Source organism: uncultured Sphingopyxis sp. (assembly GCF_900078365.1).
GTDB lineage: Bacteria > Pseudomonadota > Alphaproteobacteria > Sphingomonadales > Sphingomonadaceae > Sphingopyxis.
Genome location: NZ_LT598653.1, coordinates 2,488,973 through 2,512,663 on the forward strand (window position 1 = coordinate 2,488,973; position 23,691 = coordinate 2,512,663).

Genomic DNA, 23,691 nt, shown 5'->3' on the forward strand with positions numbered 1-23,691 from the left:
CGGCTGGGGCGCACGGCGCCGTTATTTGAAGCGTTCGACCTGTTCGAAGTCGAGTTCGACCGGGGTGGCGCGGCCGAAGATCGACACCGACACCTTGACGCGCGCCTTTTCGAAATCGAGCTCCTCGACCAGCCCGTTGAAGCTGGCGAAGGGACCGTCGAGGACCTTGACCTGATCGCCGATTTCATAATCGACGCGGATTTCGGTCTTCGGACGCGCCGCGGCCTCTTCCTTGCTGTTGAGGATGCGCGCAGCTTCGGCCTCGCTGATCGCCTGCGGCTTGCCCGACGAGCCGAGAAAGCCCGTGACCTTCGGCGTGTTCTTGACGAGGTGATAGACGTCGTCGGTCATCGTCAGCTTGGCGAGGACATAGCCGGGGAAGAATTTGCGTTCGGCCTGAACCTTCTTGCCGCGCTTCACCTCGGTGACGGTTTCGACCGGCACCTCGACCGCTTCGACGAAGTCGGTGAGGCCCATGCGCTCGGCCTCCGCAAGCACCGAATCGCGAACCTTGTTCTCGAAACCCGAATAGGCGTGAATGATGTACCAGCGCGCCATGTCTATCCGTATCCTGTCCCTGTGATCGCGGGCGTTAGCGCGCGAGCGACGTCAGCCAGCTGACGATCGCGTTGAAAACCGTGTCGACGCCGAGGAAGAAGAGCGAAAGGATCGTCGTCATGATGAGCACCATGATCGTCGTCTGCACCGTTTCGCGGCTGGTCGGCCAAACGATCTTCTGGGCTTCCACCTTCACCTGATTGATGAACTGCCCGGGGCTGGTCTTCGCCATGTCGATCGTCCTGTCCAAATAGCGTCAATGATCCGGGCCAGATGGGTTGCCGCCGCCCACGCGTCAAGCGCGCTTTGGGCAAGTGTCCGCCCACCCTCCCCGAGCATGTCGGCGAAAGGCGGGAAAGAACGGCGCATCTGTCCGAATGAAGCGGCCTTTACTTGCGCGGCGCGGCGATTGCAAGTTCGCGCTGCATCCAGAGCAGCAGGCCGATCATGACCATCCAGGCGGCCGTCGGCTGGAGCGCGAAGATCAGATGCAACTCGCGCGCCGCCGCCTTGCCGTTCTGTGGATCGAAGCCGGCGAGGTCGAGCGCCGCATAGCTGACCGCGATCGCGGCGGCGACGCCGAATTTCGCCATCAGGTTCAAGAGCGCGAAGAGGAAGGCCGACCGGTTCCGCCCGCATCGCTCGCTGTCGCGCGGAATCAGGTCGGCGAGCATCGAATAGGTGAAAAGCATCCCGACGAAGCCGGTGCCGAGCATCAGCGAGAAGCCGGCCGCCTGCGCCAGCCCGCGCGGCTGCTGCGCCAGCGTTGCGACGAGCAGGCCGCCGATCAGCAGCCCCATCGCCATCATCATCGGCGGCTTGCCGAAGCGGCGCGCGAGGAAGGTCCAGATCGGCGACGCAAGCGCCCCGCCGACGAAACTCGCGAACAGCAGGACCGCGCTCTGCGCATCGAGGTCGAGCACCGCAGCGGCGAAGAAGACGAAAAGCGCGGTCAGCGAACCGAAGGCGAAGCTGTTGAGGAACTGCACCCCGAGCAACAGCATCAATGGCCGAAAGGACAGCGAGGCGCGGATTTCGTGCCGCCAGCCAAAGCCGGATTCGGCCACCACCGTGCGCGGAGGCACGCGGCGGATCGCGACGAGCGCGACCGGCACCAGCAGGAGGAAGAGGCTGGCATAGGCGACGATCCGCCCTTGCAGGCTGAGCCCCGGGATCAACAGCTGCGCCGCGGCGGGTGCCGCGAAAGCGAGGATCAGCGCGATCTTCGCGAACCAATCGCGCATGCCATAGAGGAGCGCGCTGTCGGCGGGCGTGCGGACGAGCGCCGCCCCCCATGACAGTTGCGCCACCTCGTAGAGGCTGTAGCTCGAATAAAAGAGCACCATCATCAGGAAGAGCGCCGCGAAGGGCATCCGGTCGCCGACCGTCACCAATGCGAGCAGGAGCAGCGACAGGGGAAGCAGCGCGAGCAGCATCCAGCGCCGGTGCGCGCCGAGCCCGGTGCGGACGCGGTCGACCATCGTGCCGATAAGCGGATCGACGACGCCGTCCCAGATCGTCGTGAGCGAGAAGAGCAGCCCGACCAGCGCGACCGAAACCGCCCCGCCCTCCGCGATATAGGGCGGCAGATAGACGCTGAACGGCAGGCCGAGCATGACCGTCGGCCCCGCGGTCGCGGCATAGGCGGCGACGGTGCGCGGACGCAGGGCGGAGGCTTCGCCCGCCGGGGCGGCGGATGGCAGGGCGGTGCTAGCCAGAATGCGACACTCCCGAAAAGGAAGGTGCAGGGTTTCAGTTATTTACAATTGTGTCAACAGGGTGCGGCTGGCGAAAAGGCCCGGCGTACGAAAGATCGGCAGGCGATATTCCGCATCCTCCTACTTCGTCATTCCCGCGAAAGCGGGAACCCAGAGCTTGCGTCGGCTTATCTCTCGCTGGGTTCCCGCTTTCGCGGGAATGACGAGGGTAGGGATTCATCCGCTTCTCGCTATAACAGTTAGATTCTATCGAATCTTGAAATGCGAAAGGAACGGCTGGAGGCGCCAGTCGATCTGTTCGCTGTCCAGCCATTCGACCTCGATCCCCATCAGCATGTTCAGCATGGAATCGCCGACAACAATGTCGAAGAACAGGCGCGCAGCGGCGTCGGGGCGGTCGATCTCGGCCTTGCCCGTCGCCGCCCATTCGGCGAACAGGTCGATCAATTCCTCCAGCGCGGGCACATGAAGGTCGAGATAAATCTGCATCGCGAATTCATGGTCGCGCAGACTTTCGGAAACCAGCATCCGCATCAGCGCGACAGCATGCGCCGATTCCATCAATTCTTTCTGGCGATGCGCATAATTTTTCAGGATTTCGACGCTCGACAAGTCGCGGGTCGCATCGTCGTCGAGCGACCGGAGCATGGCTTCGTCGCACCAGCGGGTCGCGATCGCACGAAGCAGCCCCTGCTTGTTGCCGAACAGTTCATAGAGCGTCGCGAGCGAGCCGCCCGAGCGTTTGACGATTTCGGCCAGGCTGGTGCGTTCATAGCCTTGTTCGAGGAACAGCGACTCGGCGGCGTCGAGAATGGCGCTTTGCCGCCGCTCGCGCGGCGATAGCCTATCCGTTTGAGATACAATCGATTCCGACATGCCCAATTGCGTTTCCTTTCCCCCTTGCCCTTTTTTGTAATTTAAATTACACGGCGCATCAGCGCAAGCTTTTGCGTATATAACCATCCTGCACAACTGCGATTTTTCAGGGGTTCATATGAGTCGCGTTCGCCCTCTCAGCTGCGCCGCCGGCGCTGCGCTGGCCTTGCTGCTGGCCGCCTGTTCGTCCGAAGCGCCCCCCGCGCCGCCGCCGCCCGAGGTCAATATCGTGACCGTCCGCACGCAGGCCGTGCCGAACGTCATCGAACTGCCCGGCCGGGTGCAGGCCTATCGCACGTCGGAGGTGCGCGCGCGCGTCAACGGCATCGTCGAACGGCGATTGTTCGACGAGGGCAGCTATGTGCGCGCCGGAACGCCGCTGTTCCGAATCGATCCGCGCGAGCTGATCGCGGCCGCCAACGCGGCGCGCGCGCAACTCGCCCGCGCGCAGGCGACCGCCGCCAACGCGCGCCAGGTCGTCGGCCGTTACCAGCCGCTGCTCGCCGACCAGGCGATCGGCAAGCAGGAATATGACGCCGCGGTCGCGGCGCAGCGCACCGCCGAGGCCGATGTCGCGGCGGCGCAGGCCAATCTGCAATCGGCGCGCCTCAACCTGGGCTATGCGTCGGTCACCGCGCCGATTTCGGGCCGCGCGCGCCGCGCCGAGGTCACCGAAGGGGCGCTGGTCAGCGCGTCGCAAGGCACGCTGCTGACCACGATCGAGCAGATCGACCGCGTCTATGTCAATTTCGGCCAGTCGAGTTCGGACCTGCTCGCGAGCCGCCGCGAAATGGGATCGGGCAAGGTCAGCGCGCCGCAGCTCGAGCGCGTCGAGGTGCAGCTGATCCTCGAGGACGGCAGCGCCTATCCGGTCACCGGCCACCTCGACTTCCTCGACCTGTCGATCGACGAAGCGACGGGCACCGCGGCGCTGCGCGCCGAATTCCCGAATCCCAATTCGGCGCTGCTGCCCGGCCAGTTCGTCCGCGCGCGCATCTTTGCCGGCAACCGCGCCGACGGCGTGCTGATTCCGCAGCGCGCGGTCAAGCTGGCGGACGATGCGGCGAGCGTGATGGTGCTCGACGCCAAGAATGTCGCGACGCCGCGCCCGGTCAAGCTGGGCACGATGGTCGCGGGCCAGTGGGCGATCCTCGACGGGCTGAAACCCGGCGACCGGGTGATCGTCGACGGGCTGCAAAAGGTCCAGCCGGGCGCGCCGGTGCGGGTCGCGCCCGCCAAGGGCAAGTCGGCACCCACGAAGCGCTGATCCGCCATGACCCCGCGCTTCTTCATCGACCGGCCCATCTTTTCCTGGGTCATCGCCATCGGCATCCTGCTGGCCGGGATCATCGCGCTGCGCGGGCTTCCCGTCGAGCAATATCCATCGGTCGCACCGCCGTCGCTGACGATCGGCGTCACCTATCCGGGCGCCGACGCCAGCACGCTCGAGCAGAATGTCACGCAGGTCATCGAGCAGGAGCTGAACGGGGTCGAGGGTTTCCTCTACATGGCCTCGACCAGCGAATCGAACGGCACCGCGTCGATCACCCTGACCTTCGAGGCCGGAACCGACATCGACAATGCGCAAATGGAGGTCCAGAACCGCCTGCGCCGGGTCGAGCAGCGGCTGCCCGAGGATGTGCGCCGCCAGGGCATTTCGGTAACCGAGGCCAATTCGGGCTTCCTGCTGATCGTCGCGATCACGTCCAAGAGCGGCAACACCGACCCGATGGAGGTCAATAATTTCGCCAACACGCGCGTGCTCGACGAGCTGCGCCGCGTAAACGGCGTCGGCAATGTCCAGGCCTTCGCGCCCGAATATGCGATGCGCATCTGGCTCGATCCGCAGAAGCTCGCCTCCTATAATCTTTCCGCCGCCGAAGCCCTGGGCGCGGTGCAGGAACAGAACAGCCAGACCCCGGGCGGCCAGCTCGGCGACCAGCCGATCGCCAAGGGCGCGCAGATCAACGCGGTGATCACGACGCAGGGCCGCTTCACCAAGCCCGAGCAGTTCGAGAGCATCATCCTGCGCGCCAACCCCGACGGGTCGGCGGTGACGCTGGGCGACGTCGGGCGCGTCGAGCTGGGCGCGGCGAGCTATCTCTTCTCGTCCGAACTCAACGGCAAGCCGATGGCGGGGCTCGCGGTCCAGCTGACCCCCGGCGCCAACGCGCTGTCGACCGCCGAGGGCATCCGCGCGCGGATGGACGAACTGTCCAAGGGCTTTCCGCCAGACATCACCTGGTCGATTCCTTACGACACGACGCCCTTCATCAGCCTGTCGATCGAGGAGGTGGTGAAGACGCTGGGCGAGGCGATGCTGCTCGTCTTCCTCGTCATGTTCCTGTTCCTCCAGAACTGGCGCGCGACGGTCATCCCGACCGTGGTGGTGCCGATCGCGCTCGCGGGTGCGTGCCTGGGGCTCTGGATGTTCGGCTTTTCGATCAACGTGCTGACGCTGTTCGGCATGGTGCTCGCGATCGGCATCCTCGTCGACGACGCGATCGTCGTGATCGAAAATGTCGAGCGCATCATGAACGAGGAACATCTGCCGCCCTATGAGGCGACGGTGAAGGCGATGAGCCAGATCACCTCGGCGATCATCGGCATCACATTGGTGCTGATCGCGGTGTTCATCCCGATGGCCTTCTTCCCCGGCTCGACCGGCGGCATCTATCGCCAATTCTCGATGACGCTCGCGATCTCGATCGCCTTTTCGGCGCTCCTCGCGCTGACGCTGACCCCCGCGCTGTGCGCGACGCTTTTGAAGCCGCACGACAATAGCGAGCGCAAGGGGCGGATCGGGGCGTTCTTCGACCGCTTCTTCGGCCGCTTCAACGACTGGTTCGCCCGCACGACCGGCCGCTATCAGGGCGGCGTCGGCAAGATGCTGGCGGCGCCGCTGCGCTGGCTCGGCGTGTTCGTGGCGATGGTCGCGGTGACCGCCTTGCTCTTTTTCCGCCTGCCGGGATCCTTCCTGCCGCAGGAGGATCAGGGCTATCTGATCACCGTCATCCAGGCGCCGCCGGGCGCGACGACGCAGCGGACGAACGAAGCGACGAAGCAGGTCAAGGCCTTCTTCGCCGAACAGCCGCAGGTCGCCAATATCGTGTCGGTCAACGGCTTCAGCTTCTTCGGCCAGGGCCAGGCGAACGCGATCATGTTCACGCCGCTCAAACCCTGGGACGAGCGCAAGGGCGAAGGCGACAGCGCCGACGCGATCGCCGGCAAGGCGATGGGGACCTTCATGGGGATCAAGGAGGCCTTCGTCTTCTCGCTGAGCCCGCCGTCGATACCCGAACTCGGCACCTCGAGCGGCTTCACCTTCAAGCTGCAGGATCGCGGCGGCAACGGGCGCGACGCGCTGATCGCCGCGCGCAACCAGATGCTCGGCGGCGCGATGCAGAGCAAGCTGCTCGCCAACGTCCGCCCCGAGGGGCAGGAGGATGCGCCGGTGCTGAAGCTCGACATCGACCGCATTCAGGCGCGTGCGCTCGGCCTGTCGATCGGCGAGGTCAATGCGACGCTCGCTATCAGCTTCGGCAGCGCCTACGCCAACGACTTCACCCGCGAAGGCCGCGTACTGCGCGTGCTGCTGCAGGCCGACGCCGCGAGCCGGATGACGCCGCAGGACGTGCTCGACCTGCGCGTGCGCAGCGCGAACGGCGACATGGTGCCCTTCGGATCCTTCAGCAAGGCCGAATGGTCGGCCGAGGCGCCGCAGCTCCAGCGCTACAACGGCTATCCCGCGATGACGATCTCGGGCGAACCCGCGCCGGGCCAGTCGACCGGCGAGGCGATGGCCGAGATGGAGCGGCTCGCGTCGCAGCTTCCGGCCGGCTTCGCCTTCGAGTGGACGGGCATATCCTACGAGGAGAAGCAGTCGGCGGGGCAGATCGGGATGCTGCTCGGCCTGTCGCTCGTCGTCGTCTTCCTGCTGCTCGCGGCGCTTTACGAAAGCTGGTCGGTGCCGGTCGCGGTGCTGCTGGTGGTGCCGCTGGGCGTGCTCGGCGCGGTGCTCTTCTCGATGCTGCGTGGATTGTCTGCCGACATTTATTTCAACGTCGGCCTGATCACGATCATCGGGCTCGCCGCGAAGAATGCGATCCTGATCGTCGAATTCGCGATCGAGCAGGAAGCCGAAGGCAAGTCGACGCTCGACGCGGTGATGGAAGCGGTAAAGCTGCGGCTGCGCCCGATCATCATGACCAGCCTCGCCTTCATCCTCGGCATGGTGCCGCTCGTCATCGCGAGCGGTGCGGGCGCCGCGAGCCGCATCGCGGTCGGATCGGGCGTGATGGGCGGGATGATCGCCGCGACCTTGCTCGGCATCTTCTTCATCCCGCTCTTCTATCTGTCGGTGCGCAAATGGCTGAGCCGCAAGCGGCCCCCCGCCCCCGCCGAAAAAGGCCATCATGAGGAGCCCGGCCATGCGTAACCTGATCGCGCTCGCCGCGGCGACGACGCTCGCCGGCTGCGTCAACATGGCGCCGAAGCACGAGCGCCCGCCGCTGTCCACCGCCGCCGACTTTCCGGCGGAGTTCGCGGGCGACGTGACGCTCGGCCAGCGCGCGACCGACGTCGCTTGGCGCGACTTCTTCGCCGATCCGCAGCTCGAAGTGCTGATCGAACAGGCGATCCTGCGCAATCGCGACCTTGCGGTGGCGGTGGCGCAGATCGAGGAAGCGCGCGGCCTCTATCGCATCCAGGCCGCCGACCGCCTGCCGACGGTGGGCGCGAGCGCCGAGGCGACACGGACGCGCGGCCCCTCGCTGACGGGCGCCGGGACCGACACGACCAACCGCTATTCGGTCGGCGTCGGCGTGACCTCGTTCGAGCTCGATTTCTGGGGGCGGGTCAAGAATCTGTCCGAAGCCGCGCGCAGCCAGTATCTCGCGACCGAGGCGGCCGAACGCGCCTTCCGCCTCGCGCTCGTGCGCGACGTCGCTTCGACCTATTTCGCCTCGCGCGGCGCCGAGGAGCAAATCGAGCTCGCCGAAGCCACGGTGACGAGCCGCAAGGAAGGGCTGCGCATCGCGAAACGCCGGCTCGACGCGGGCGTCACCTCGGCGCTCGACTATCGCCAGTCGGAAACGCTGCTGACGCAGGCCGAGACGCAGCTCGCGAGCCTGAAGCTCGGCAAGGCGCAGGCCGACAATTTCCTCGCCGTGCTCACCGGCGGCCCGGTCGCGGGTCCCCTGCCCGCGCCGCTGCCGCTCGTCGCGCAGGCGCAGTCGCCGGCGCTGACCGCGGGCCTGCCGTCGGACCTGCTCGTCGCGCGTCCCGACATCGTCGCGGCCGAGGAACGGCTGCGCGCCGCGCGCGCCAATGTCGGCGCCGCGCGCGCCGCCTTCTTTCCGTCGATTTCGCTGACCGGCAATCTCGGTTTCGCCTCGGGCTCGCTCGACGACCTGTTCAGCGACGACGGTTTCGGCTGGAGCTTCGGTCCGTCGATCAGCCTGCCGATCTTCGATTTCGGCCGCAACAAGGGCAATCTGACCGTCGCCGAGGCGCGCGAGAATATCGCGGTCGCCACCTATGAGCGCACGGTGCAGGGCGCGTTCCGCGAAGTCGCCGACGCGCTCGCAGGCCGCCGCTATCTCGCCGAACAGGTCGAGGCGCAGGAACGCGGCACGCTCGCGACACGGCAGATCGCCGACCTTGCGCGCAAGCGGTATCGCGAAGGCGTTTCGACCTATCTCGAAGTGCTCGACGCCGAACGCAATCTGTTCGCGTCCGAACAGACGCTGATCGAACTCCGCCGCGCGCAGGTCGACAATCTGGTCACGCTCTACGTCGCGCTCGGCGGCGGGCTGGTCGAACGCCGGTAAGAGCGGCATCGTGAGCGCCGAGGCCCCCGCCCTGCTGAAGGACATATTGGGGCCGCGGGCGCTGGAGACGATCGCCGATGCGGGATCGGCGGCAGCGGCGCGCTTCGACCGGGCGGCCTTTCTGCGGGCGGCGTCGGATGGGCTTGAGGCGCTGTCGATCATGGAACGCGTTCGACATATCGCCGACGCGCTTCAACCCGCGCTGCCCGGCGATTATGCGGACCGCCTCGAAGTCCTGCGGGCGATGGCGCCGCGATTGACGCACGGCTTTCAGGCGATCGCAGTGACCGAATATGTGGCGCGCCACGGCCTCGGGCACTTCGACGCGTCGATGAAGGCGCTCGCCGATCTGACGCGCTTCGGGTCGGCCGAATTCGCGATCCGCCCCTTTCTGGCGGCGGATACGCCCCGCGCGCTTGCCGTGATGACCCGCTGGACCGGCAGCGGCGACGAGCATGTGCGCCGCCTCGCAAGCGAGGGCATGCGGCCGCGCCTGCCCTGGGCGGCGCGCGTGCCGGCGCTCAAGGCCGACCCGACCTTGGCAGCGCCGATCCTCGAGGCGCTGAAGGCCGATCCGAGCCTTTATGTCCGCAAATCGGTCGCCAATCACCTGAACGACATCGCCAAGGATCGGCCCGACTGGTTGCTGGCCCGCCTCGCCGCCTGGCCGCAGGACGACGCGCGCACCGCATGGATCGTCCGTCACGCGCTGCGCACGCTGATCAAGCAGGGCGATCCCGGCGCGCTCGCGCTGATCGGTGTCGGGCATGGCGCAGCGGTGCGCGTGCGCGATTTCGCTATCGCTCCCGCGACGGTACGGCTGGGCGATCGGATTGCTATCAGCGCCGAAATCCTGTCGGATTCGGCCCACAATCAACGACTGGTCGTCGATTACCGCGTCCATTACGCCCGCGCGGGAGGCAAGACCGCGCCCAAGGTGTTCAAGCTGAAGACGTTCGAACTTGCCGGAGGCGAAACCGCGCCGATCGCGATCAGCCAGACGATCCGCGACTTCAGCACGCGGCGCCATCATCCGGGACGGCATGAGGTCGAGTTGATCGTCAACGGCCGGACGATGGCGACCGCTGCGTTCGATCTGTTGCCCGGTTGACGGGGCTTCTTGGCGTCCGTTCATTCCTGCCTAAATCGTCATCCCGGCGAAGGCCGGGATCTCGCCCTCGCCACCTGACGCACCGGCGGGATCCCGGCCTTCGCCGGGATGACGGCGGCAAATAAGAGTGCTTATGCCTTTATAGCCGTCTTCTAATTCGCCGGCGGCGTCGTCACCGCGGGCGGCGGCTCCACCTCGACGGGTTCAGGCGCCCGGTCCCGAATCGGCAGCCGGAGGTCGATGCGGCTGCCATTGATTTCGGTCGAGATCACCGCGTCGCCGCCCTCGATCCCGACGCGCGTGCTCTCGCCGACCGGAATGTCGCTTATGTCGGGAATGTCGAGCGGTTCGACCGGGCCCGCGGGGTCGGCGCGCCGGGGTCGCGGCGGCGCCTTGCGGCCCGTCGCCTCGGTCATGAAATCGCGCCAGATGCGCGCGGGCAGGCCGCCGCCCGATATGCCGCGAAGCGGCGTGTTGTCGTCGTTGCCGATCCACACGCCGACGACGAGGTCGTTCGCATAGCCGACGAACAAGGCATCCCTATTGTCCTGCGTCGTGCCGGTCTTGCCATAATTGGCCTGCGGCAGCCGCGCGGCGCGGCCGGTGCCGCGATTGACCGCGGCGCGCAGCATTTTTTCCATATCTTCATGCACGCGTGACCCGAAACGCGACGGTCCCCAGAAGAGATTTTCGAACCAGCCCTTTTCGGCCTCCTTGAACGCGTGCGGTTCGACCGGATAGAGGTTCGCCGCGACCGCGGCATAGGCGGCGGTGAGTTCGAGCAGGGTCATGCTCGACGTGCCGAGCGCGAGGCTGGGGTCGCCGTCCGCCAGCGGCGCGGTGACGCCGAGGTCGCGCGCCATTGCGATCACCTTGTCGTCGCCGACTTCGCCGAGCAGGCGCACCGCGGCGACGTTGCTCGACGCGGCGAAGGCGTCTTCGAGGCTGATGTCCTTCGAATAGGCGCCGCCCGAATTTTTGGGGCGGTAGGAGCCGGTCTCGATCGCGCTGTTCGCGATCCGGTCGCCGGGTTCCCAGCCGGCATCGAGCGCCGCGAGATAGACGAAGAGCTTGAAGGTCGAACCCGGCTGGCGCCGCGCCTGCGTCGCGCGGTTGAAGGGCGAAGCGGCATAATCCTTGCCGCCGATCATCGCGACGACCTCGCCATTCGGGCGCATCGCGACGAGCGCGACCTGCGCCTGGCCGAGCCCGGCGCGGCCCGTCACACGGCGCGCGATCGATTGCAGCCGCGCGTCGAGCGTCGTCGTGATCGTCTGGCGCGAATAGCCGACGTCGCTCAACTTGCGCGCCTCGGGCAGCGCCCAGTCGGCGAAATAGGTGCCGGTCGGCAGCGTATTGCGCGTGCGCACGTCGATGCGCGGGGTGCGGATCGCCTTCGCCTCGGCCGCGGTCATATAGCCGGTGTCGACCATCGCGTTCACGACGAGCTTCATGCGCTTTTCGGCAAGATCGGGATTGCGCGTCGGCGCGAGGCGCGAGGGCGCCTGCACCAGCCCCGCGAGCATCGCTGCCTGCGCGGGGGTCAGCTTTTCGGGATGGCGGTAGAAATAATGGAGCGAGGCGGCGCGCAGGCCATAGGTGTTGTCGCCGAAATAGGCGTTCGAAAGATAGCGTTCGAGAATCTCGTCCTTGGTCAGCCAGGCTTCGAGCCAGAAGGCGATCAGCGCCTCGCGCGCCTTGCGGCCGAGCGTGCGCTTGGGCGTGAGGAAGGTGAATTTGGCGAGCTGCTGGGTGATCGTGCTGCCGCCCTGCGTGCGGCCACCGGTGAGGTTGCTCCACACCGCGCGCGCGATGCTGCGCGGGTCGATGCCCCAATGGCTGTAGAAACGGCGGTCCTCGATCGCGAGAAAGGCGCCGGTGACATGTTTGGGCAGCTTCTTCGCCTCGACCGGCGCGTCGACGATCGCGCCGGTGCGCGCGATCGGCGTGCCGTCGGAGGCGAGCAAGGTGATCTGCGGCGGCGCGATCGGCTCGAGCGATTTCGACAGCGGTGCGGTGAGCGCGAGCCAGCCGACGAGCAGGAGGAAGGTGACGCAGAAGATCGCGAAGCCGCGCGAGGCGCGGCGCATCCATTTGCGCCGCCGCGTTTCGGGAACGGGCGGCGGCGGGGGCGGCGCCATGTCGGCGAAGCGCCCATCCGGCGGCATCATCGCGAGGGTGGGGTCGGGGCCGTCGGGTTTGCGAAACCAGGTCATGCTCGGGGCCGTATTACAGCCCCAATACAGCATAAGCAAATGGATAGGGGCGGGCGCGGCTTAATCTGATCCGCATCCCCGAGCGAAGACGAGGGGCTATGCCGAGCGAAGTCGAGGCAGAGGGGTTACGCGGTTCTCCCTCCGCTCGAACGAGCCCCTCGTCTTCGCTCGGGGATGCGGAAGCTTCGGATTTCGCGCAATGGGTCTAGTCGGCCGGATCGTCGCGGTCCTGCTGGCGGGCGTCGCCCTCGTCCTTCTTGATGAAGCTCATCTTGCCCTGCGGCTCGAGGATAGCCCAGGCGACGTCGGATATCCGCCCGATCCCGGCGAGCCGCATTTCGGACAATATCTCGTCGCGCGTCAGCCGGTCGCGATGCAGATTCTCCTTCACGATTTCGCCGTCGCGCACGACCACCCGCGGCGTTCCTTCGAGCAGATCCTTCGCGCGCGGGACCAGATAGGCGGTCCAGCTGAGCACCAGCGCCCAGAAGGCGAAGGTGCAGATAGCGAGCGTCGCGCCGGTCAGGCTGAAGTCGTTGTGCGTCACGCCCTGCTGGATCAGGTCGCCGAGCACGACGAGCACGACGAATTCGAACGGCGTCATCTGGCCGAGTTCGCGCTTGCCGAGCAGGCGGATGAGCAGGAACAGGATGAAGAACATCACCGTGGCGCGCAGGACGATATCCATCAGGGAAGCACCTTGATGCTGAGCGGCATTGAACCGACGCGCCGGCCGCCGTCGAACAGCGCGATCTCGCCGCGCGTGCCCGCGAACAGCGGCGGGTTGATCTGGCCGTCGATCTTGACGTGGAGCCGCTCCCCGGCCTCGAGCGGGCCGTAGGAGAAACGGAAATAGCCGTCCGCGAAGCTCTCCTCGGCGGGCGCCGGGATCATCGTGTTGACCGTCATGTCGTGCCACAGCGACGGCGTCACCGCGATCACCGCATCGTCGAGCGGCGCGTCGGCGGTCAGCGTCACGTCGGTCTCGAAAAATTCACCGTTGCGGATGATCGCGGGCGTCTTCACGGTCAGCCGGGCATCGCCGAAGTCGGCGGTGCGCGGCGGGCTCGGCTGGCCGCCGGTGAAACCGAGGACGGCGGCGAGAAGCAGGCTGCCGAGGAGGAGGATCGAGATCGGACTGGCGTGCCGGTCCCAAAGGCGTTGGCGCGACGGCCCCGCATCCTCCAGTCCTTCGAGCGCCTGCATCCGATCCTCCTGCCTCGCCGCGACGCCCCGAGTAAGCGGCCGGAGCCTATGTTGGACGCCTGACGTCGCGGTTCGTTCCGCCGGCTCAGCGTTCCGTCGCGGCGCTTTCGATCAGTTCGGCGACCTCGCCGGGGTGCGAAACCATCAGCGCGTGCGACCCGTTCGCGATCGCGACGGTTTTGCGGGCGTGCGCGCGATCGGCCATGAACCGCATCGTCGCGGCGGGAATGTTCCGGTCCTCGGCGCCATAGATGACATAGGTCGGCAGGCTCTTCCACGTCGCGGCGCGCGCCGGCTGGCTGAGCGCATCCTGCGTCACCGGCCGCTGCGTCGCGGCCATCAGCGTCGCCTGGTCTTCGGGCACGTCGGCTGCGAATTGATCGTGGAACTTGCCCGGCTGGATATAGAGGTCGGTTCCGCCGTCGGGCAGGCCGACCGGCGCGAGCGCGTCGCCGAGCGTGCTGCCGGGGAATTTGACCGAAAGCGTCAGCGCCGATTCGCCCGTGTCGGGCAGGAAACCGGCGACATAGACGAGCGCCTGCACATTGGCGTTGCCCTTCGCCGCCTCGGTAATGACGATGCCGCCATAGCTGTGACCGACGAGGATCACGCGGCCGGGGATCGAGCGGACCACCGACGCGACGCTTTCGGCGTCCCCCGCGACGCTGCGCAACGGATTCGCCGCCGCGATGACCGGATAGCCGTCGCTTTCGAGGCGTTCGATCACGCCGTTCCAGCCCGAGGAGTCGGCAAAGGCGCCGTGAACGAGCACGACGGTCGGCTTGGCGGTGTCGCCGGCCGCCTGCGCGGCGGATGCGCCCGAGAAGAGCAGCGCGGCGAGCGCCGCGGAACGAATGGAGCGATACATGGGATCATCCTTCTTGCGATTGACGGGTCCCGCCATGCGCCGCAGCGCCGGCGCCGCCTATCGGATCAAAGTATGGCCTCCGCCACGCGCGGGCGCCGCCGGCTCCATACCAAAGGACAGGCCGGCACCGCGGCTTCGCCAGCCGCGAACATGCTTCGGCACGATAGCTGGAAGCGGGGCGGCGCGGGCACAGCCGAGGGCGCGGCGGGCATCCTTCCCGTCCAGATCGAAAGGATCGACATGATGAAGACCATCGCATCCCCCTCCCCGCTCGAGCCCGCGACCAGGGCCTTTGTCGAAGGCCTGCCCGACGGGCCGCCGATCTATACGCTATCGCCGGCCGACGCGCGCGGCGTCCTCTCCGCCGTCCAGCAATCGGTTCAGGTCGCGCTTCCCGGCACCCTCAGCGAGGACCGCACGCTGCCCGTCGGCCCCGCTGGCAAGACCGATATCCGCGTCGTGCGGCCCGCCGACGCAGCGGGAACGCTGCCGGCGATCGTCTATATCCACGGCGGCGGCTGGGTGCTCGGCGACAAGCAGACGCACGACCGGCTGGTCCGCGAGCTGGCGGCGGGCGCCGGAGCGGTGCTGATCTTCGTCGATTATGACCGCGCGCCCGAAAGCCAATATCCGAACGCAATCGAGCAGGCCTATGCGGTCGCGCGGCATGTCGCCGACCATGCGGAGGTCTTTGGCGCGGACCCCGCGCGCATCGCCGTCGCAGGCGACAGCGTCGGCGGCAATATGACCGCGGCGGTCACGCTGATGGCCCGGGAGCGCGGCGGCCCCGACTTCGTCGCGCAGCTGCTCTTCTACCCCGTCACTGACGCCTCGATGGCGAGCGCATCCTACAAGCAGTTCGCCGACGGCCCCTGGCTGACCGCGAAGGCGATGGCCTGGTATTGGGACCAATATCTGCCCGGCACCGCGCGGCGCGGCGAGATATTCGCCTCGCCCGTCAACGCCTCGGCCGAACAGCTCGCCGGTCTGCCGCCCGCGCTGCTCATCGTCGACGAGAATGACGTGCTACGCGACGAGGGCGAAGCCTATGGCCGCCAGCTCGCGGCAGCCGGCGTGCCGGTCACCACGGTCCGCTACAATGGCACGATCCACGATTTCATGATGCTCAACCCGATCGCCGAAACCCCGGCGGCGCGCGGCGCGGTGGCGCAGGCGATCGGCTATCTGCGGCAGGTCTTTGCCGCCTGAAGCACATCGCGGGAGGCGGCAATGCGCCGCTTCCCGCGCTCCCTCAGGCGGTTTCGACGGGAATTTCAAAGCGGAATTGCGCGCCGCCGCCGGGATGGTTGGACGCCGCAATCGAGCCGCCATGTTCGGCGATGATCGACTGGCAAATGACGAGGCCGATGCCCATGCCCGCCTCCTTCGTCGTGAAAAAACCCTCGAAGATCCGGTCGAGATCTTGCGGCGGGATCCCCGGGCCGGTGTCGCGGAGCGTGAAGGCGAGCGCGCCGCCTTCGGTCCGGTGCGTGTCGATGAATATCTCGCGCTTGCCCGACCCTTGCGTGTCGAGTGCCTGGACGCTGTTGATGATCAGGTTCACGACCACCTGCTGCAACCGGATGCGATCCCCCATGCCCGGCGGAAGGTCGCGGGCAAGATTGGCGGTGATGCCGATCGACTGCGATTCGATTTCGTGGCGGATGAAGATCAGCGATTCCTGCACGATCTCGTTGAGGTCGATCGCGAGCCGTTCGGGCTGACGCTTCGACGCCATGCCGCGGATATGCTGTACGATGTCGCTTGCGCGCCGCCCGCTCGCGGCGATGCGCGTGGTCAGCGCCTTCACCTTTTCGACGTTCGGATCGTCGCGCGACAGCCAGCGCAGACTCGTTTCGGCGTTGGTGATGATCGCCGCGAGCGGCTGGTTGATCTCGTGCGCGATCGACGTCGTCAGTTCGCCCAGCGTCGATATGCGCGCGGCATGGGTGAAATCGGCCTGGAGCTGGCGCAGCTCGGCCTCGATGCTCAGCCGCTCGGTCACATCCTCGAAGCTGAAGATCGTCACGTCGAGCTCGGCGAGTATCTTTGGATAGGTGACCGACATGCGGACGTCGAGCACGCGGCCGTCGAAGGTCTCCACCTTGGTGAGCTCGCTATGGCTCGTCTGCCCGTTGAAACGGCCGACCATGACATTGTGGAGCGAGGCGCGGCTGAGCGTGAACAGATAGCCGACCGGCCGCATCAGATCGAGCGCGCTGGCGCCGCCGAGCATCTCCACCGCGGCGCGGTTGACGTCGGTGACCCGCACCGTCGTCGCGGCGAGTTCGACGAGGCCCGGATTCGCGTCGAGATAAGCGGCGAAATCGGTCACGCCGGTCGCGCGGATGTCGGCGTAGATCCGGCCCATATGGCTCGCGTCGACCTGCCAGAGCGCAATCGGCATATGGTGGACAAGCTTGCGGTATCGCGCCTCGCTGGCGCGCAAATAGACATAGGAACGGTCGTCGTCGACCGCGCCATTGACCGCCGCGTAAACCCGGCCGGGCGCTTCGGCCCGCCATACCGTCACCAGAGGGTCGCGCAAGATGCCGTCCGACGGCAGTTGCCGCCGATAGGTCGCATCCTCGGTCTGGCCGGTCATCGCATCGACGATCAGCTCGCCGAGCGCCGCGCGGCTCTCGAGCGGCCAGAAGCCGGCGACCGGCTGGCCGATCATCAGGTCGCGCCCGCGATTTCCGCCGACGAGGCGCATCGTCCGTTCGTTGACGTTGACGATCCGCGCCGCCTTGACCAGTTGCTGGTATCGCGCATCGAGCCGCGCGTCGGCGCCGGGCTCGCCGCGCAACCGCGCGATTTCGGCGATCAGCGGCTGCGAGGCGGCAACGTCGATCTCCCAGCTCGCCGCCATCAGCCGGTCGGGAATATGCCAGTCGGCGCCCGGCACGGCGCCGTCGCTGAGCGACTGGCGGCCATATTCGATGACGTCGCGCGGCGTTCCATCCTGCGCGAAACGGACATATTGGCGGATGTCGACGGCGATGTGGATGCCCGACGGGGTGCGGCGGCTGACGACGCCCTGCCACGTCCCTTCCTGCAGCAGCATGCGCCAATGCTCGCGCTCATTCTCGCTGCGCGTCGACAAATGACCGATGCCACGGCCGATCATGGTCAGCGCGGGCCAGCCGTACAGGGCTTCCGACGCCGGGTTCCAATAGTGGACCGCGCCTTCGATGTCGAAAATGATCACGCTCTCGGATGCGAAATCCGCGATCTCGGGTTCGGATGCCCGGGCCGCGACCGGCGGCTCGTCGGCGGCCGGAGTCATCGTCCCGGCTCTTCGGGCCAGTCATCCTCGCCGATCGCCGATCGCAGTTCCGCAAGGAGCGCCTCGTCGGCGACCGGCTTGGTCAGCCAGGCCTGGGCGCCAAGGTCGAACGCCCGCGTCCGCGCGCCCGGGTCGAGAACCGAGGTAAGCACGATGACGGGCAGCTTAGACCCGCCCGCGCGCATCCGTTCGAGCAGATCGAGCCCGCTCATTCCCGGCATCCGCACGTCGGTGATCAGGCAATCGACCGCGGGCGGCCCATTGCCGTTCAGAAACGCTTGCGCGCTATCGAAAGCGCTGCATTCCAGTCCGGTGACCATCAGCAGATCGCACAAGGCTTCGCGAATGGCTTCGTCATCATCCACAACCGCGACAAGAGGTGCTTTGGGCAAGCGATTCAGCCCTTTTCTTCACGACCCAACCGGCCAACCCCGCCACTGTTGCCCAGCTTGCAAGGCTTTGTAACCATACCAAAGTCTAGGACCGATCGCCATTCGGCTCCTGGCGGCCTGCAAATGGCGGCCTTCCGCGCTTCCGCTGCTCACGTGCCAAAAGCACGCTGCGCTCAGGGTCCCGGAAAACCAACATTTTCGGCTCTCCAGCAATCGAATGGCGATCGGTCCTAGGCCCCTTCGGTCTCACGCAATCGTTCGGGCAATTTCTCCCACGCGCGGATCAGCTCGCCCACGGTCGCGGCCTGCATCTTCTTCATCACATTGCTGCGATGGAGCTTCACCGTGATTTCCGAAATCCCGAGGTCGTAGGCGATCTGCTTGTTGAGCCGCCCGCGCGCGACTTCGCGCATGACCTGAGTTTCGCGCGGCGTCAGCGTCGCGTAACGCTCGACCTGTTGCTGGACGATCCTGGCATTCGCCCGCTCGGCGACGTCGCGCTCGACGCCCGCGACGACCGCGTCGAGCAGCGTCTGGTCGCGCACCGGCTTGGTCAGGAAGTCGACCGCGCCCGCCTTCATCGCCTGCACCGACATGGGAATATCGCCATGCCCGGTCAGGAAAACGATCGGCTTGGCGATGCCCGCCGCCGCCAGCTGCTGCTGGAGATCGAGCCCGCTCGACCCCGGCATGCGCACGTCGAGGACGAGGCAGCCGGCGCGTTCGAGCAGCGGCGATTCGAGCAGCTCGCGCGTCGAGCCGTAGCAGGTCGATTCGATCCCGACCGAAAGCATCAGCTCGCTGATCGCGGTCCGCACCTCTTCGTCGTCGTCGACGATGAGGACCAGCGGAGCTTCATAATCGGCGGTTGTCGTCATTCCCCCCTCCGGGTAGCGGCGTTGCGGAGTTCCTGGGCCCGGCTCCGGTCCGGCCGGCAGGTTGCCCGATGACGCGATCATAAGCTGCGAAATCCGATCCGGCGATGGCTTTCGTCGCAGAAGGGCTTGGTCTTCGACGCGCCGCAGCGGCACAGGCGCGCATGGTCGACGCACGCGACGGTGCGGCCCGTCCCGCTGATGATTTCCAGATTGCCGCGCACTTCGAGCGGTCCGTCGGCTTCGGGCTCGATCGCGAGCGGGCCGCCGCGCACCGCGAGTTTCTTGCCCTTGTCGGTGGGCGGCTCGCCGGTCGCCTCGAAGCCGATATATTTATGCGACTTGTCGCAGAACGGCTTGCGCTTCGACGCGCCGCAGCGGCAGAGCGTGGCGCGAAAACCCGCCTTCTCGCCGTCGAGCGACATGTCGGCGCGCACCACATAGGGGCCGTTTTCGCGCAGGCTGATCAGATTGACCGGCGGCACCGGTTCGCTTTGCCCGTCGCGGCGCTCATAGGTCAGCGCCCCCGACGGGCATTCGCGGATCACCGAACAGAGATATTCGATTTCGCTCGCGTCGGGGAGAATCCACGGCCCCTCCACGTCGGCGAGGAAGGAGGCGGGCGCGCGGGTGACGCAGAAGCGCGCGTGGATGCAGCGCCTGCCGTCGAATTTCACGGCGATGTCCTTGCCTTCGGCGCGATCGACGGGATCGCCTGTTTCGGTGACAGCCATTGTCCTAACCCTCCTCGCGGCCGCGATGGCGGCGAGTCCTTATCGGACGGCGGCGTGGGCGACGTCAGATGCGAGAGCGGTCAAGGCGACTGTACCAAATCGCGATCCGATCGCCCCCCGAGGCTAGACGCCGAGGCAAGCCACCCTGAACCTTCGTATAGGTCGCCCCCGCCTCGACAGACGCGGCACGGCGGGCGTAGCCTCCGGGGCATCGGAAGAGGTTTAACAGTACCATGAGGTGACGAGATGACTGCACCATGGGACCCCGGGCGTGTCGCCTTCGCGATCGACCGGACGCATTCGACACCGATTACCGCGCAGATCACCGGGACGCTGCGCGCCGCGATCGTCGAGGGCCGGCTGCGCCCCGGAACGCGCTTGCCGTCGTGGCTGGACCTCGCGGCGCAGCTCGGCGTCGCACGCGGCACGGTGAAGGCCGCCTATGAGGCGCTCGCCGACGAATTTCTCGTCTTTTCGGCGGGCGCCGCCGGGACGCGGGTCGCCGAACGCGCCGCGCCGCGCCCCGTCGAGGCGAAGCGGATCGACATTCCGCGCCCGCTGCAGGACCTCGAACGCGGCTTTTCGTTGCGCCCGCTGCCGTTTCAGATGGGCGTGCCGGCGCAGGACGCCTTTCCCGCCAAGCTGTGGGCGCGGCTGCGCACCCGCGCGGTGCGGACGAACGCGATGGCTCCCGTCGGCCCGCCCGATCCGCGCGGCGAGCCCGAACTGCGCGAGCGAATCGCGGCGCAGCTTGCGATCACGCGCGGCATATCCTGCCACCCCGACCAGATTATCCTGACCAGCGGATACAAGAACGGCCTCTGCCTGACGCTGCTCGCGCTGGGCGTGCAGGGCCGCGCCGCGTGGGTCGAGGACCCATGCTATCCGGTGGCGCGCATGGGGCTGACGATCGGCGGCGTGACGCCGGTGCCCGTGCCGGTCGACGCCAAGGGCCTTCGCGTCGACATGGGGGTGCGCCTCGCGCCCGACGCCGCGCTCGCGCTCGTCACGCCCGGGCAGCAGGCGCCGACCGGCGTCACCCTGTCGCCCGAACGCCGCGCGGCGCTGCTCGCCTGGGCGGCGCGCGAAGAGGCGTGGATCGTCGAGGACGACTATCTCGGCGAACTGCAGCTCGACGGTCGGGCGGCACCAGCCCTTGCCTCAGGCGCGGGCGCCGAGCGCGTGATTCACATCGGGTCGTTCAGCAAAACGCTCAGCCCGGCACTTGGCCTCGGCTTCGTCGTCGCGCCGCTGGCGCTCGCGGCGCGCTTCGGCGAGGTCGCGGGCTATCTCAACCCCGCGCCGAACGTAACGACGCAGCTCGCGCTGACGGACTTCCTTGCGGGCGGGCATTTCCTGCGCCACCTGCGCCATATGAAGAGCCTGTACCGCGAGCGCCGCGACGCGCTGCACGCGCGGCTCGATCGCGATATAAGGGTCGATGCTTTCGCCGGGCTGGCGGTGATCGCGCACCTGCCGCGCGGCCATGACGATGTCGCGCTGGCGAAGCACGCGCCCGAACTGGGCATCGCGCCGGCGCCGCTGTCGATCTGGAACGCCGATCCGGCAGAGGGCCAGCCGGGGCTGGTCCTGTGCGTCACCAACCTGCGCCCGCAGATATTGGACAAGGCGTGCGACGCGCTCGCGGCGCTGATCGACGAAGGAACAGCCGCGCCGCTTTCGGCGCGGGCGGCCTGAAGGAGAACTGGAAATGAAGCTGCTGCATGTCGATGCGAGCCCCAAAAGCGTCAATTCGAGTTCGCGGACGCTGTCGCGCTTTTTCGTCGACCGGCTTCGCGCGCATATCCCGTCGCTGTCGGTCGACTATCTCGACCTGGCGCTGACGCCGCTGCCGCCGATCAGCGAGATCTTCACCCGCGCGACCTATACGCCGCCCGAGGACCGCACGCCCGAAATGCGCGCGGCGCTGAGCGTATCGGACGCGCTGTGCCGCCGCCTGCTGAGCGCCGATGCGCTGGTCTTTGCGATGCCGATGCACAATTGGACGATGCCCGCTTCGTTCAAGCTGTTCGTCGATACCATCGTGCGCGGCGGCCTGACCTATATCGCGACCGACGACGGGCGCTATGTCGGCACGCTCGGCGACAAGAAGCTGCTGTTCGTCACCACGCGCGGCGTCGATCTGCGGCCGGGCACCCCCTTTGCCGCGATGGATGCGCTGACGCCCGCGCTTCGCGCGGCATTCGGCTTCATCGGCGTCGACGCAGCGCATTTCGTCGATGCCCAGCCGCTGCAATTCGCGCGCGAGGAGGAACGGGCGGCGGCGCTGGCGCGCGCGAAAGAGGAACTCGCCGCGCTCGCCGGAAGCTGGGGCCGCGCCGTGCCCCGCGCCGCGCTGTCGCAGGCCGGATAAGCCACGGTACAATCATATCGGCAGCCCTTGGGTCTGTCGCGGCGCCGCAGTAGGCCTAGGCTGTTCCTGTCTCTTTCCATTTCAAGCAAAGGTGAGCTGCCATGGACGCCGAAGTTGTCGATAATGCCGAAAAGCGTTGTTTCGAGCTCGACCTGCCCGACGGATCGACCGCGGCGGCCTTCTACCGCGTCGACGAGGAAGGCCGGCTGGTGATGATCCACACCGAGGTGCCGTCCGAATTCTGGGGCATGGGCATCGCCTCGCAGCTTGCCGACGGCGCCGTCCACCTGATGCGGCAGACCGGCCGCCGGGCGGTGCTGCGCTGTCAGTTCATGGTCAATTTCTTCGGCCGCCACCCCGAATATGCCGACGTCGTCGCCGGTTGATCGGGGCACGGTCATGATCGACGAATATAATCTCGCGCGCTTCGTCGCGGCGCAGGCCGAAGCCTATGACGACGCGATCGACATCCTGCGCCGCGGCGCGATGTGTACGCCCTATATGGATTTCATCTTCCCGCGCCTTGGCCGCGAGGATGGCGAGGACAGCGTCTATGCTCTCTCCTCGCTCGACGAGGCGGTCGCCTATCTCGACTATCCGCTCCTCGGCAACCGATACCGCGAAAGCGTCGAAACGCTCTTCCGCCTCGTGCGGACGAGCGCCCGCGAGGTGTTCGGCGACGTCGATGCGGCGAAGCTGCACGCGTCGCTCACCCTGTTCGCGGAGGCCTCGAACGAAGTGCTGCTGCGGTCGGTGCTGATCACTTGGTTCGACAATCTGGTCGACGAGGAGACGATCGTGCGGGTCAGCCGCTACAGCTAGAGTCTGTCAGGCGAAGGCGATCCAGTCGCGCAGCCAGTCTTCGAAGCGCGTCGGGGCCCGCCGCCGGCGATCGTCGCAGACGAGCGGTTCGCCATCGAAACGCGCGCCGAAGTAGAGAGCGTCGGGATCGATCGTGATCCAGCGCGGATCCTCATGCGCGGTCAGGACCTGAAGCGCGAGATCGGCGAGGCCGAAAATATCGGGGCCGGCGACCTCGACGATGCCGTTCGCCGGTTCCTCGGTCACGAGAGCGGCCAGCGCATCGACCACATCGTCCGCGGCGACCGGCTGCATGGTGACGGGCGCAAGGCGCATCCGGTCACCGTCGCCGCCGGCATCGACGATCTTGTAGACGAACTCGAAAAAGGGGGTCGAGCGCAGGATCGTGAACGGCACTGCCGCACCCGCAATCCGCTCTTCCTGGCCGCGCTTGGCCTGGAAATATCCGCCCTTCAACCTGTCCGCACCCACCGCGGACAAGGCGACGACATGGCCGACCGATGCGGCGCGGGCGGCCGCGAGGAGATTTTCGCTCGAGGCGGCGAAGAAGCGCCGCATGTCCGCGACATCGCCATAACCCGAGTTGGAGGCATCGACGACCACTTCCGCGCCTGCAAGCGCCTCGGCCAGTCCTTCGCCGCTCATCGTGTTCACGCCGGTCGAGCGCGCCGCGGCTATGACATCATGTCCCGCATCGCGCAGCCGCGCGGCGAGACGGCGGCCGATCAGGCCGGTTCCTCCGATGATGGTGATTTTCATGGATCTTCACTCCGCGACAGATTTCGTCGCCGAGTCTACGCCGCTGGCGAGGAGCGCGGCAG

22 protein-coding genes are annotated in these 23,691 nt (G+C 67.0%); 9 read left to right on the plus strand and 13 right to left on the minus strand.

Annotated elements, in window-relative coordinates; all coding sequences use genetic code 11:
• Positions 1-21 precede the first annotated feature (21 nt).
• The 4 genes from nusG to QZL87_RS11545 form a co-directional block, all read right to left on the minus strand.
• On the minus strand, positions 22-558 hold the full coding sequence (gene nusG / locus QZL87_RS11530) for a transcription termination/antitermination protein NusG (protein ID WP_294028642.1): 537 nt from the start codon (positions 556-558) through the stop codon (positions 22-24).
• A gap of 34 nt (positions 559-592) precedes the next feature.
• Positions 593-790, minus strand: a complete 198-nt coding sequence (gene secE / locus QZL87_RS11535; RefSeq protein ID WP_295319466.1) for a preprotein translocase subunit SecE — start codon at positions 788-790, stop codon at positions 593-595.
• Between the two features lie 157 nt (positions 791-947).
• A complete protein-coding gene (locus QZL87_RS11540) occupies positions 948-2,318 on the minus strand; it encodes an MFS transporter (RefSeq protein WP_362989343.1) in 1,371 nt (456 codons plus the stop codon).
• A 204-nt stretch (positions 2,319-2,522) separates the two neighbouring features.
• Positions 2,523-3,239, minus strand: a complete 717-nt coding sequence (locus QZL87_RS11545) for a TetR/AcrR family transcriptional regulator (protein ID WP_295319468.1) — start codon at positions 3,237-3,239, stop codon at positions 2,523-2,525.
• A gap of 31 nt (positions 3,240-3,270) precedes the next feature.
• On the opposite strand from QZL87_RS11545, the gene QZL87_RS11550 reads away from it, so the two are divergent.
• The 4 genes from QZL87_RS11550 to QZL87_RS11565 are packed head-to-tail and all read left to right on the plus strand — an operon-like array spanning position 3,271 to position 10,094.
• Positions 3,271-4,419, plus strand: coding sequence for an efflux RND transporter periplasmic adaptor subunit (locus tag QZL87_RS11550; protein WP_295319470.1), 1,149 nt, complete (start codon positions 3,271-3,273; stop codon positions 4,417-4,419).
• A 6-nt stretch (positions 4,420-4,425) separates the two neighbouring features.
• Entirely contained in the window at positions 4,426-7,590 is a 3,165-nt protein-coding gene (locus QZL87_RS11555) for an efflux RND transporter permease subunit (RefSeq protein WP_295319472.1), read from the plus strand.
• Complete coding sequence (locus QZL87_RS11560; protein WP_295319473.1) at positions 7,583-8,983, plus strand: efflux transporter outer membrane subunit; 1,401 nt, start codon at positions 7,583-7,585, stop codon at positions 8,981-8,983. Before QZL87_RS11555 ends, QZL87_RS11560 begins: the two co-directional genes overlap by 8 nt.
• A 10-nt stretch (positions 8,984-8,993) precedes the next feature.
• Positions 8,994-10,094, plus strand: a complete 1,101-nt coding sequence (locus tag QZL87_RS11565) for a DNA alkylation repair protein (RefSeq protein WP_295319475.1) — start codon at positions 8,994-8,996, stop codon at positions 10,092-10,094.
• A 152-nt stretch (positions 10,095-10,246) separates the two neighbouring features.
• Here QZL87_RS11565 and QZL87_RS11570 read toward each other — a convergent pair whose 3' ends face one another.
• The 4 genes from QZL87_RS11570 to QZL87_RS11585 form a co-directional block, all read right to left on the minus strand.
• Complete coding sequence (locus QZL87_RS11570; RefSeq protein WP_295319477.1) at positions 10,247-12,310, minus strand: transglycosylase domain-containing protein; 2,064 nt, start codon at positions 12,308-12,310, stop codon at positions 10,247-10,249.
• Positions 12,311-12,515: 205 nt separating this feature from the next.
• Positions 12,516-12,998: a YetF domain-containing protein gene (locus QZL87_RS11575; protein WP_295319479.1), complete on the minus strand. Its 483-nt coding sequence runs from the start codon at positions 12,996-12,998 to the stop codon at positions 12,516-12,518.
• The gene (locus QZL87_RS11580) at positions 12,998-13,516 is read right to left on the minus strand and encodes a hypothetical protein (RefSeq protein ID WP_295319481.1); all 519 of its coding nucleotides are present in this window, start codon (positions 13,514-13,516) and stop codon (positions 12,998-13,000) included. Before QZL87_RS11580 ends, QZL87_RS11575 begins: the two co-directional genes overlap by 1 nt.
• A gap of 85 nt (positions 13,517-13,601) precedes the next feature.
• The gene (locus QZL87_RS11585; protein ID WP_295319483.1) at positions 13,602-14,384 is read right to left on the minus strand and encodes an alpha/beta hydrolase; all 783 of its coding nucleotides are present in this window, start codon (positions 14,382-14,384) and stop codon (positions 13,602-13,604) included.
• 150 nt (positions 14,385-14,534) lie between these two features.
• Here QZL87_RS11585 and QZL87_RS11590 point away from each other — a divergent pair, with 150 nt between their 5' ends.
• The gene (locus QZL87_RS11590) at positions 14,535-15,593 is read left to right on the plus strand and encodes an alpha/beta hydrolase (protein WP_295319485.1); all 1,059 of its coding nucleotides are present in this window, start codon (positions 14,535-14,537) and stop codon (positions 15,591-15,593) included.
• Positions 15,594-15,636: 43 nt separating this feature from the next.
• On the opposite strand, the gene QZL87_RS11595 is transcribed toward QZL87_RS11590, so the two are convergent.
• From QZL87_RS11595 to QZL87_RS11610, 4 genes are all read right to left on the minus strand, one after another.
• Positions 15,637-17,673, minus strand: a complete 2,037-nt coding sequence (locus QZL87_RS11595; RefSeq protein WP_295319487.1) for a PAS domain-containing sensor histidine kinase — start codon at positions 17,671-17,673, stop codon at positions 15,637-15,639.
• Positions 17,670-18,065: a response regulator gene (locus QZL87_RS11600; protein ID WP_295319489.1), complete on the minus strand. Its 396-nt coding sequence runs from the start codon at positions 18,063-18,065 to the stop codon at positions 17,670-17,672. The genes QZL87_RS11595 and QZL87_RS11600 overlap by 4 nt, the downstream gene beginning before the upstream one ends.
• A gap of 230 nt (positions 18,066-18,295) precedes the next feature.
• Positions 18,296-18,943, minus strand: a complete 648-nt coding sequence (locus tag QZL87_RS11605) for a response regulator transcription factor (RefSeq protein WP_295319491.1) — start codon at positions 18,941-18,943, stop codon at positions 18,296-18,298.
• A gap of 77 nt (positions 18,944-19,020) precedes the next feature.
• Positions 19,021-19,674 carry a CDGSH iron-sulfur domain-containing protein gene (locus tag QZL87_RS11610; RefSeq protein ID WP_295319493.1) on the minus strand — a complete coding sequence of 218 codons (654 nt, stop codon included), beginning with the start codon at positions 19,672-19,674 and terminating at the stop codon, positions 19,021-19,023.
• Positions 19,675-19,920: 246 nt separating this feature from the next.
• Between QZL87_RS11610 and QZL87_RS11615 the strand changes: the two genes are divergently transcribed.
• The 4 genes from QZL87_RS11615 (at position 19,921) to QZL87_RS11630 (ending at position 22,870) form a co-directional block, all read left to right on the plus strand.
• On the plus strand, positions 19,921-21,372 hold the full coding sequence (locus QZL87_RS11615; RefSeq protein ID WP_295319495.1) for a PLP-dependent aminotransferase family protein: 1,452 nt from the start codon (positions 19,921-19,923) through the stop codon (positions 21,370-21,372).
• Positions 21,373-21,385: 13 nt separating this feature from the next.
• The gene (locus QZL87_RS11620) at positions 21,386-22,048 is read left to right on the plus strand and encodes an NAD(P)H-dependent oxidoreductase (RefSeq protein ID WP_295319497.1); all 663 of its coding nucleotides are present in this window, start codon (positions 21,386-21,388) and stop codon (positions 22,046-22,048) included.
• Positions 22,049-22,149: 101 nt separating this feature from the next.
• Positions 22,150-22,434, plus strand: a complete 285-nt coding sequence (locus QZL87_RS11625) for a GNAT family N-acetyltransferase (protein ID WP_295319499.1) — start codon at positions 22,150-22,152, stop codon at positions 22,432-22,434.
• A 13-nt stretch (positions 22,435-22,447) separates the two neighbouring features.
• Positions 22,448-22,870, plus strand: coding sequence for a DUF1810 family protein (locus tag QZL87_RS11630; protein WP_295319501.1), 423 nt, complete (start codon positions 22,448-22,450; stop codon positions 22,868-22,870).
• A 6-nt stretch (positions 22,871-22,876) separates the two neighbouring features.
• Here QZL87_RS11630 and QZL87_RS11635 read toward each other — a convergent pair whose 3' ends face one another.
• Positions 22,877-23,629 carry an NAD(P)H-binding protein gene (locus tag QZL87_RS11635; protein ID WP_295319504.1) on the minus strand — a complete coding sequence of 251 codons (753 nt, stop codon included), beginning with the start codon at positions 23,627-23,629 and terminating at the stop codon, positions 22,877-22,879.
• Positions 23,630-23,691: the final 62 nt, after the last annotated feature.

What these genes read in the sequence shown, in the direction of transcription:
- QZL87_RS11610 (WP_295319493.1), bottom strand. Translation starts at nt 19,674, where the DNA reads ATGGCTGTCACCGAAACAGGCGATCCCGTCGATCGCGCCGAAGGCAAG.
- QZL87_RS11635 (WP_295319504.1), bottom strand. Translation starts at nt 23,629, where the DNA reads ATGAAAATCACCATCATCGGAGGAACCGGCCTGATCGGCCGCCGTCTC.
- QZL87_RS11580 (WP_295319481.1), bottom strand. Translation starts at nt 13,516, where the DNA reads ATGCAGGCGCTCGAAGGACTGGAGGATGCGGGGCCGTCGCGCCAACGC.
- QZL87_RS11545 (WP_295319468.1), bottom strand. Translation starts at nt 3,239, where the DNA reads ATGGTTATATACGCAAAAGCTTGCGCTGATGCGCCGTGTAATTTAAAT.
- QZL87_RS11590 (WP_295319485.1), top strand. Translation starts at nt 14,535, where the DNA reads ATGCTTCGGCACGATAGCTGGAAGCGGGGCGGCGCGGGCACAGCCGAG.
- QZL87_RS11575 (WP_295319479.1), bottom strand. Translation starts at nt 12,998, where the DNA reads ATGGATATCGTCCTGCGCGCCACGGTGATGTTCTTCATCCTGTTCCTG.
- QZL87_RS11595 (WP_295319487.1), bottom strand. Translation starts at nt 17,673, where the DNA reads ATGACTCCGGCCGCCGACGAGCCGCCGGTCGCGGCCCGGGCATCCGAA.
- QZL87_RS11620 (WP_295319497.1), top strand. Translation starts at nt 21,386, where the DNA reads ATGAAGCTGCTGCATGTCGATGCGAGCCCCAAAAGCGTCAATTCGAGT.
- QZL87_RS11605 (WP_295319491.1), bottom strand. Translation starts at nt 18,943, where the DNA reads ATGACGACAACCGCCGATTATGAAGCTCCGCTGGTCCTCATCGTCGAC.
- QZL87_RS11630 (WP_295319501.1), top strand. Translation starts at nt 22,448, where the DNA reads ATGATCGACGAATATAATCTCGCGCGCTTCGTCGCGGCGCAGGCCGAA.
- secE (WP_295319466.1), bottom strand. Translation starts at nt 790, where the DNA reads ATGGCGAAGACCAGCCCCGGGCAGTTCATCAATCAGGTGAAGGTGGAA.
- QZL87_RS11615 (WP_295319495.1), top strand. Translation starts at nt 19,921, where the DNA reads ATGACTGCACCATGGGACCCCGGGCGTGTCGCCTTCGCGATCGACCGG.
- QZL87_RS11560 (WP_295319473.1), top strand. Translation starts at nt 7,583, where the DNA reads ATGCGTAACCTGATCGCGCTCGCCGCGGCGACGACGCTCGCCGGCTGC.
- QZL87_RS11570 (WP_295319477.1), bottom strand. Translation starts at nt 12,310, where the DNA reads ATGACCTGGTTTCGCAAACCCGACGGCCCCGACCCCACCCTCGCGATG.
- QZL87_RS11585 (WP_295319483.1), bottom strand. Translation starts at nt 14,384, where the DNA reads ATGTATCGCTCCATTCGTTCCGCGGCGCTCGCCGCGCTGCTCTTCTCG.
- QZL87_RS11555 (WP_295319472.1), top strand. Translation starts at nt 4,426, where the DNA reads ATGACCCCGCGCTTCTTCATCGACCGGCCCATCTTTTCCTGGGTCATC.
- QZL87_RS11625 (WP_295319499.1), top strand. Translation starts at nt 22,150, where the DNA reads ATGGACGCCGAAGTTGTCGATAATGCCGAAAAGCGTTGTTTCGAGCTC.
- nusG (WP_294028642.1), bottom strand. Translation starts at nt 558, where the DNA reads ATGGCGCGCTGGTACATCATTCACGCCTATTCGGGTTTCGAGAACAAG.
- QZL87_RS11550 (WP_295319470.1), top strand. Translation starts at nt 3,271, where the DNA reads ATGAGTCGCGTTCGCCCTCTCAGCTGCGCCGCCGGCGCTGCGCTGGCC.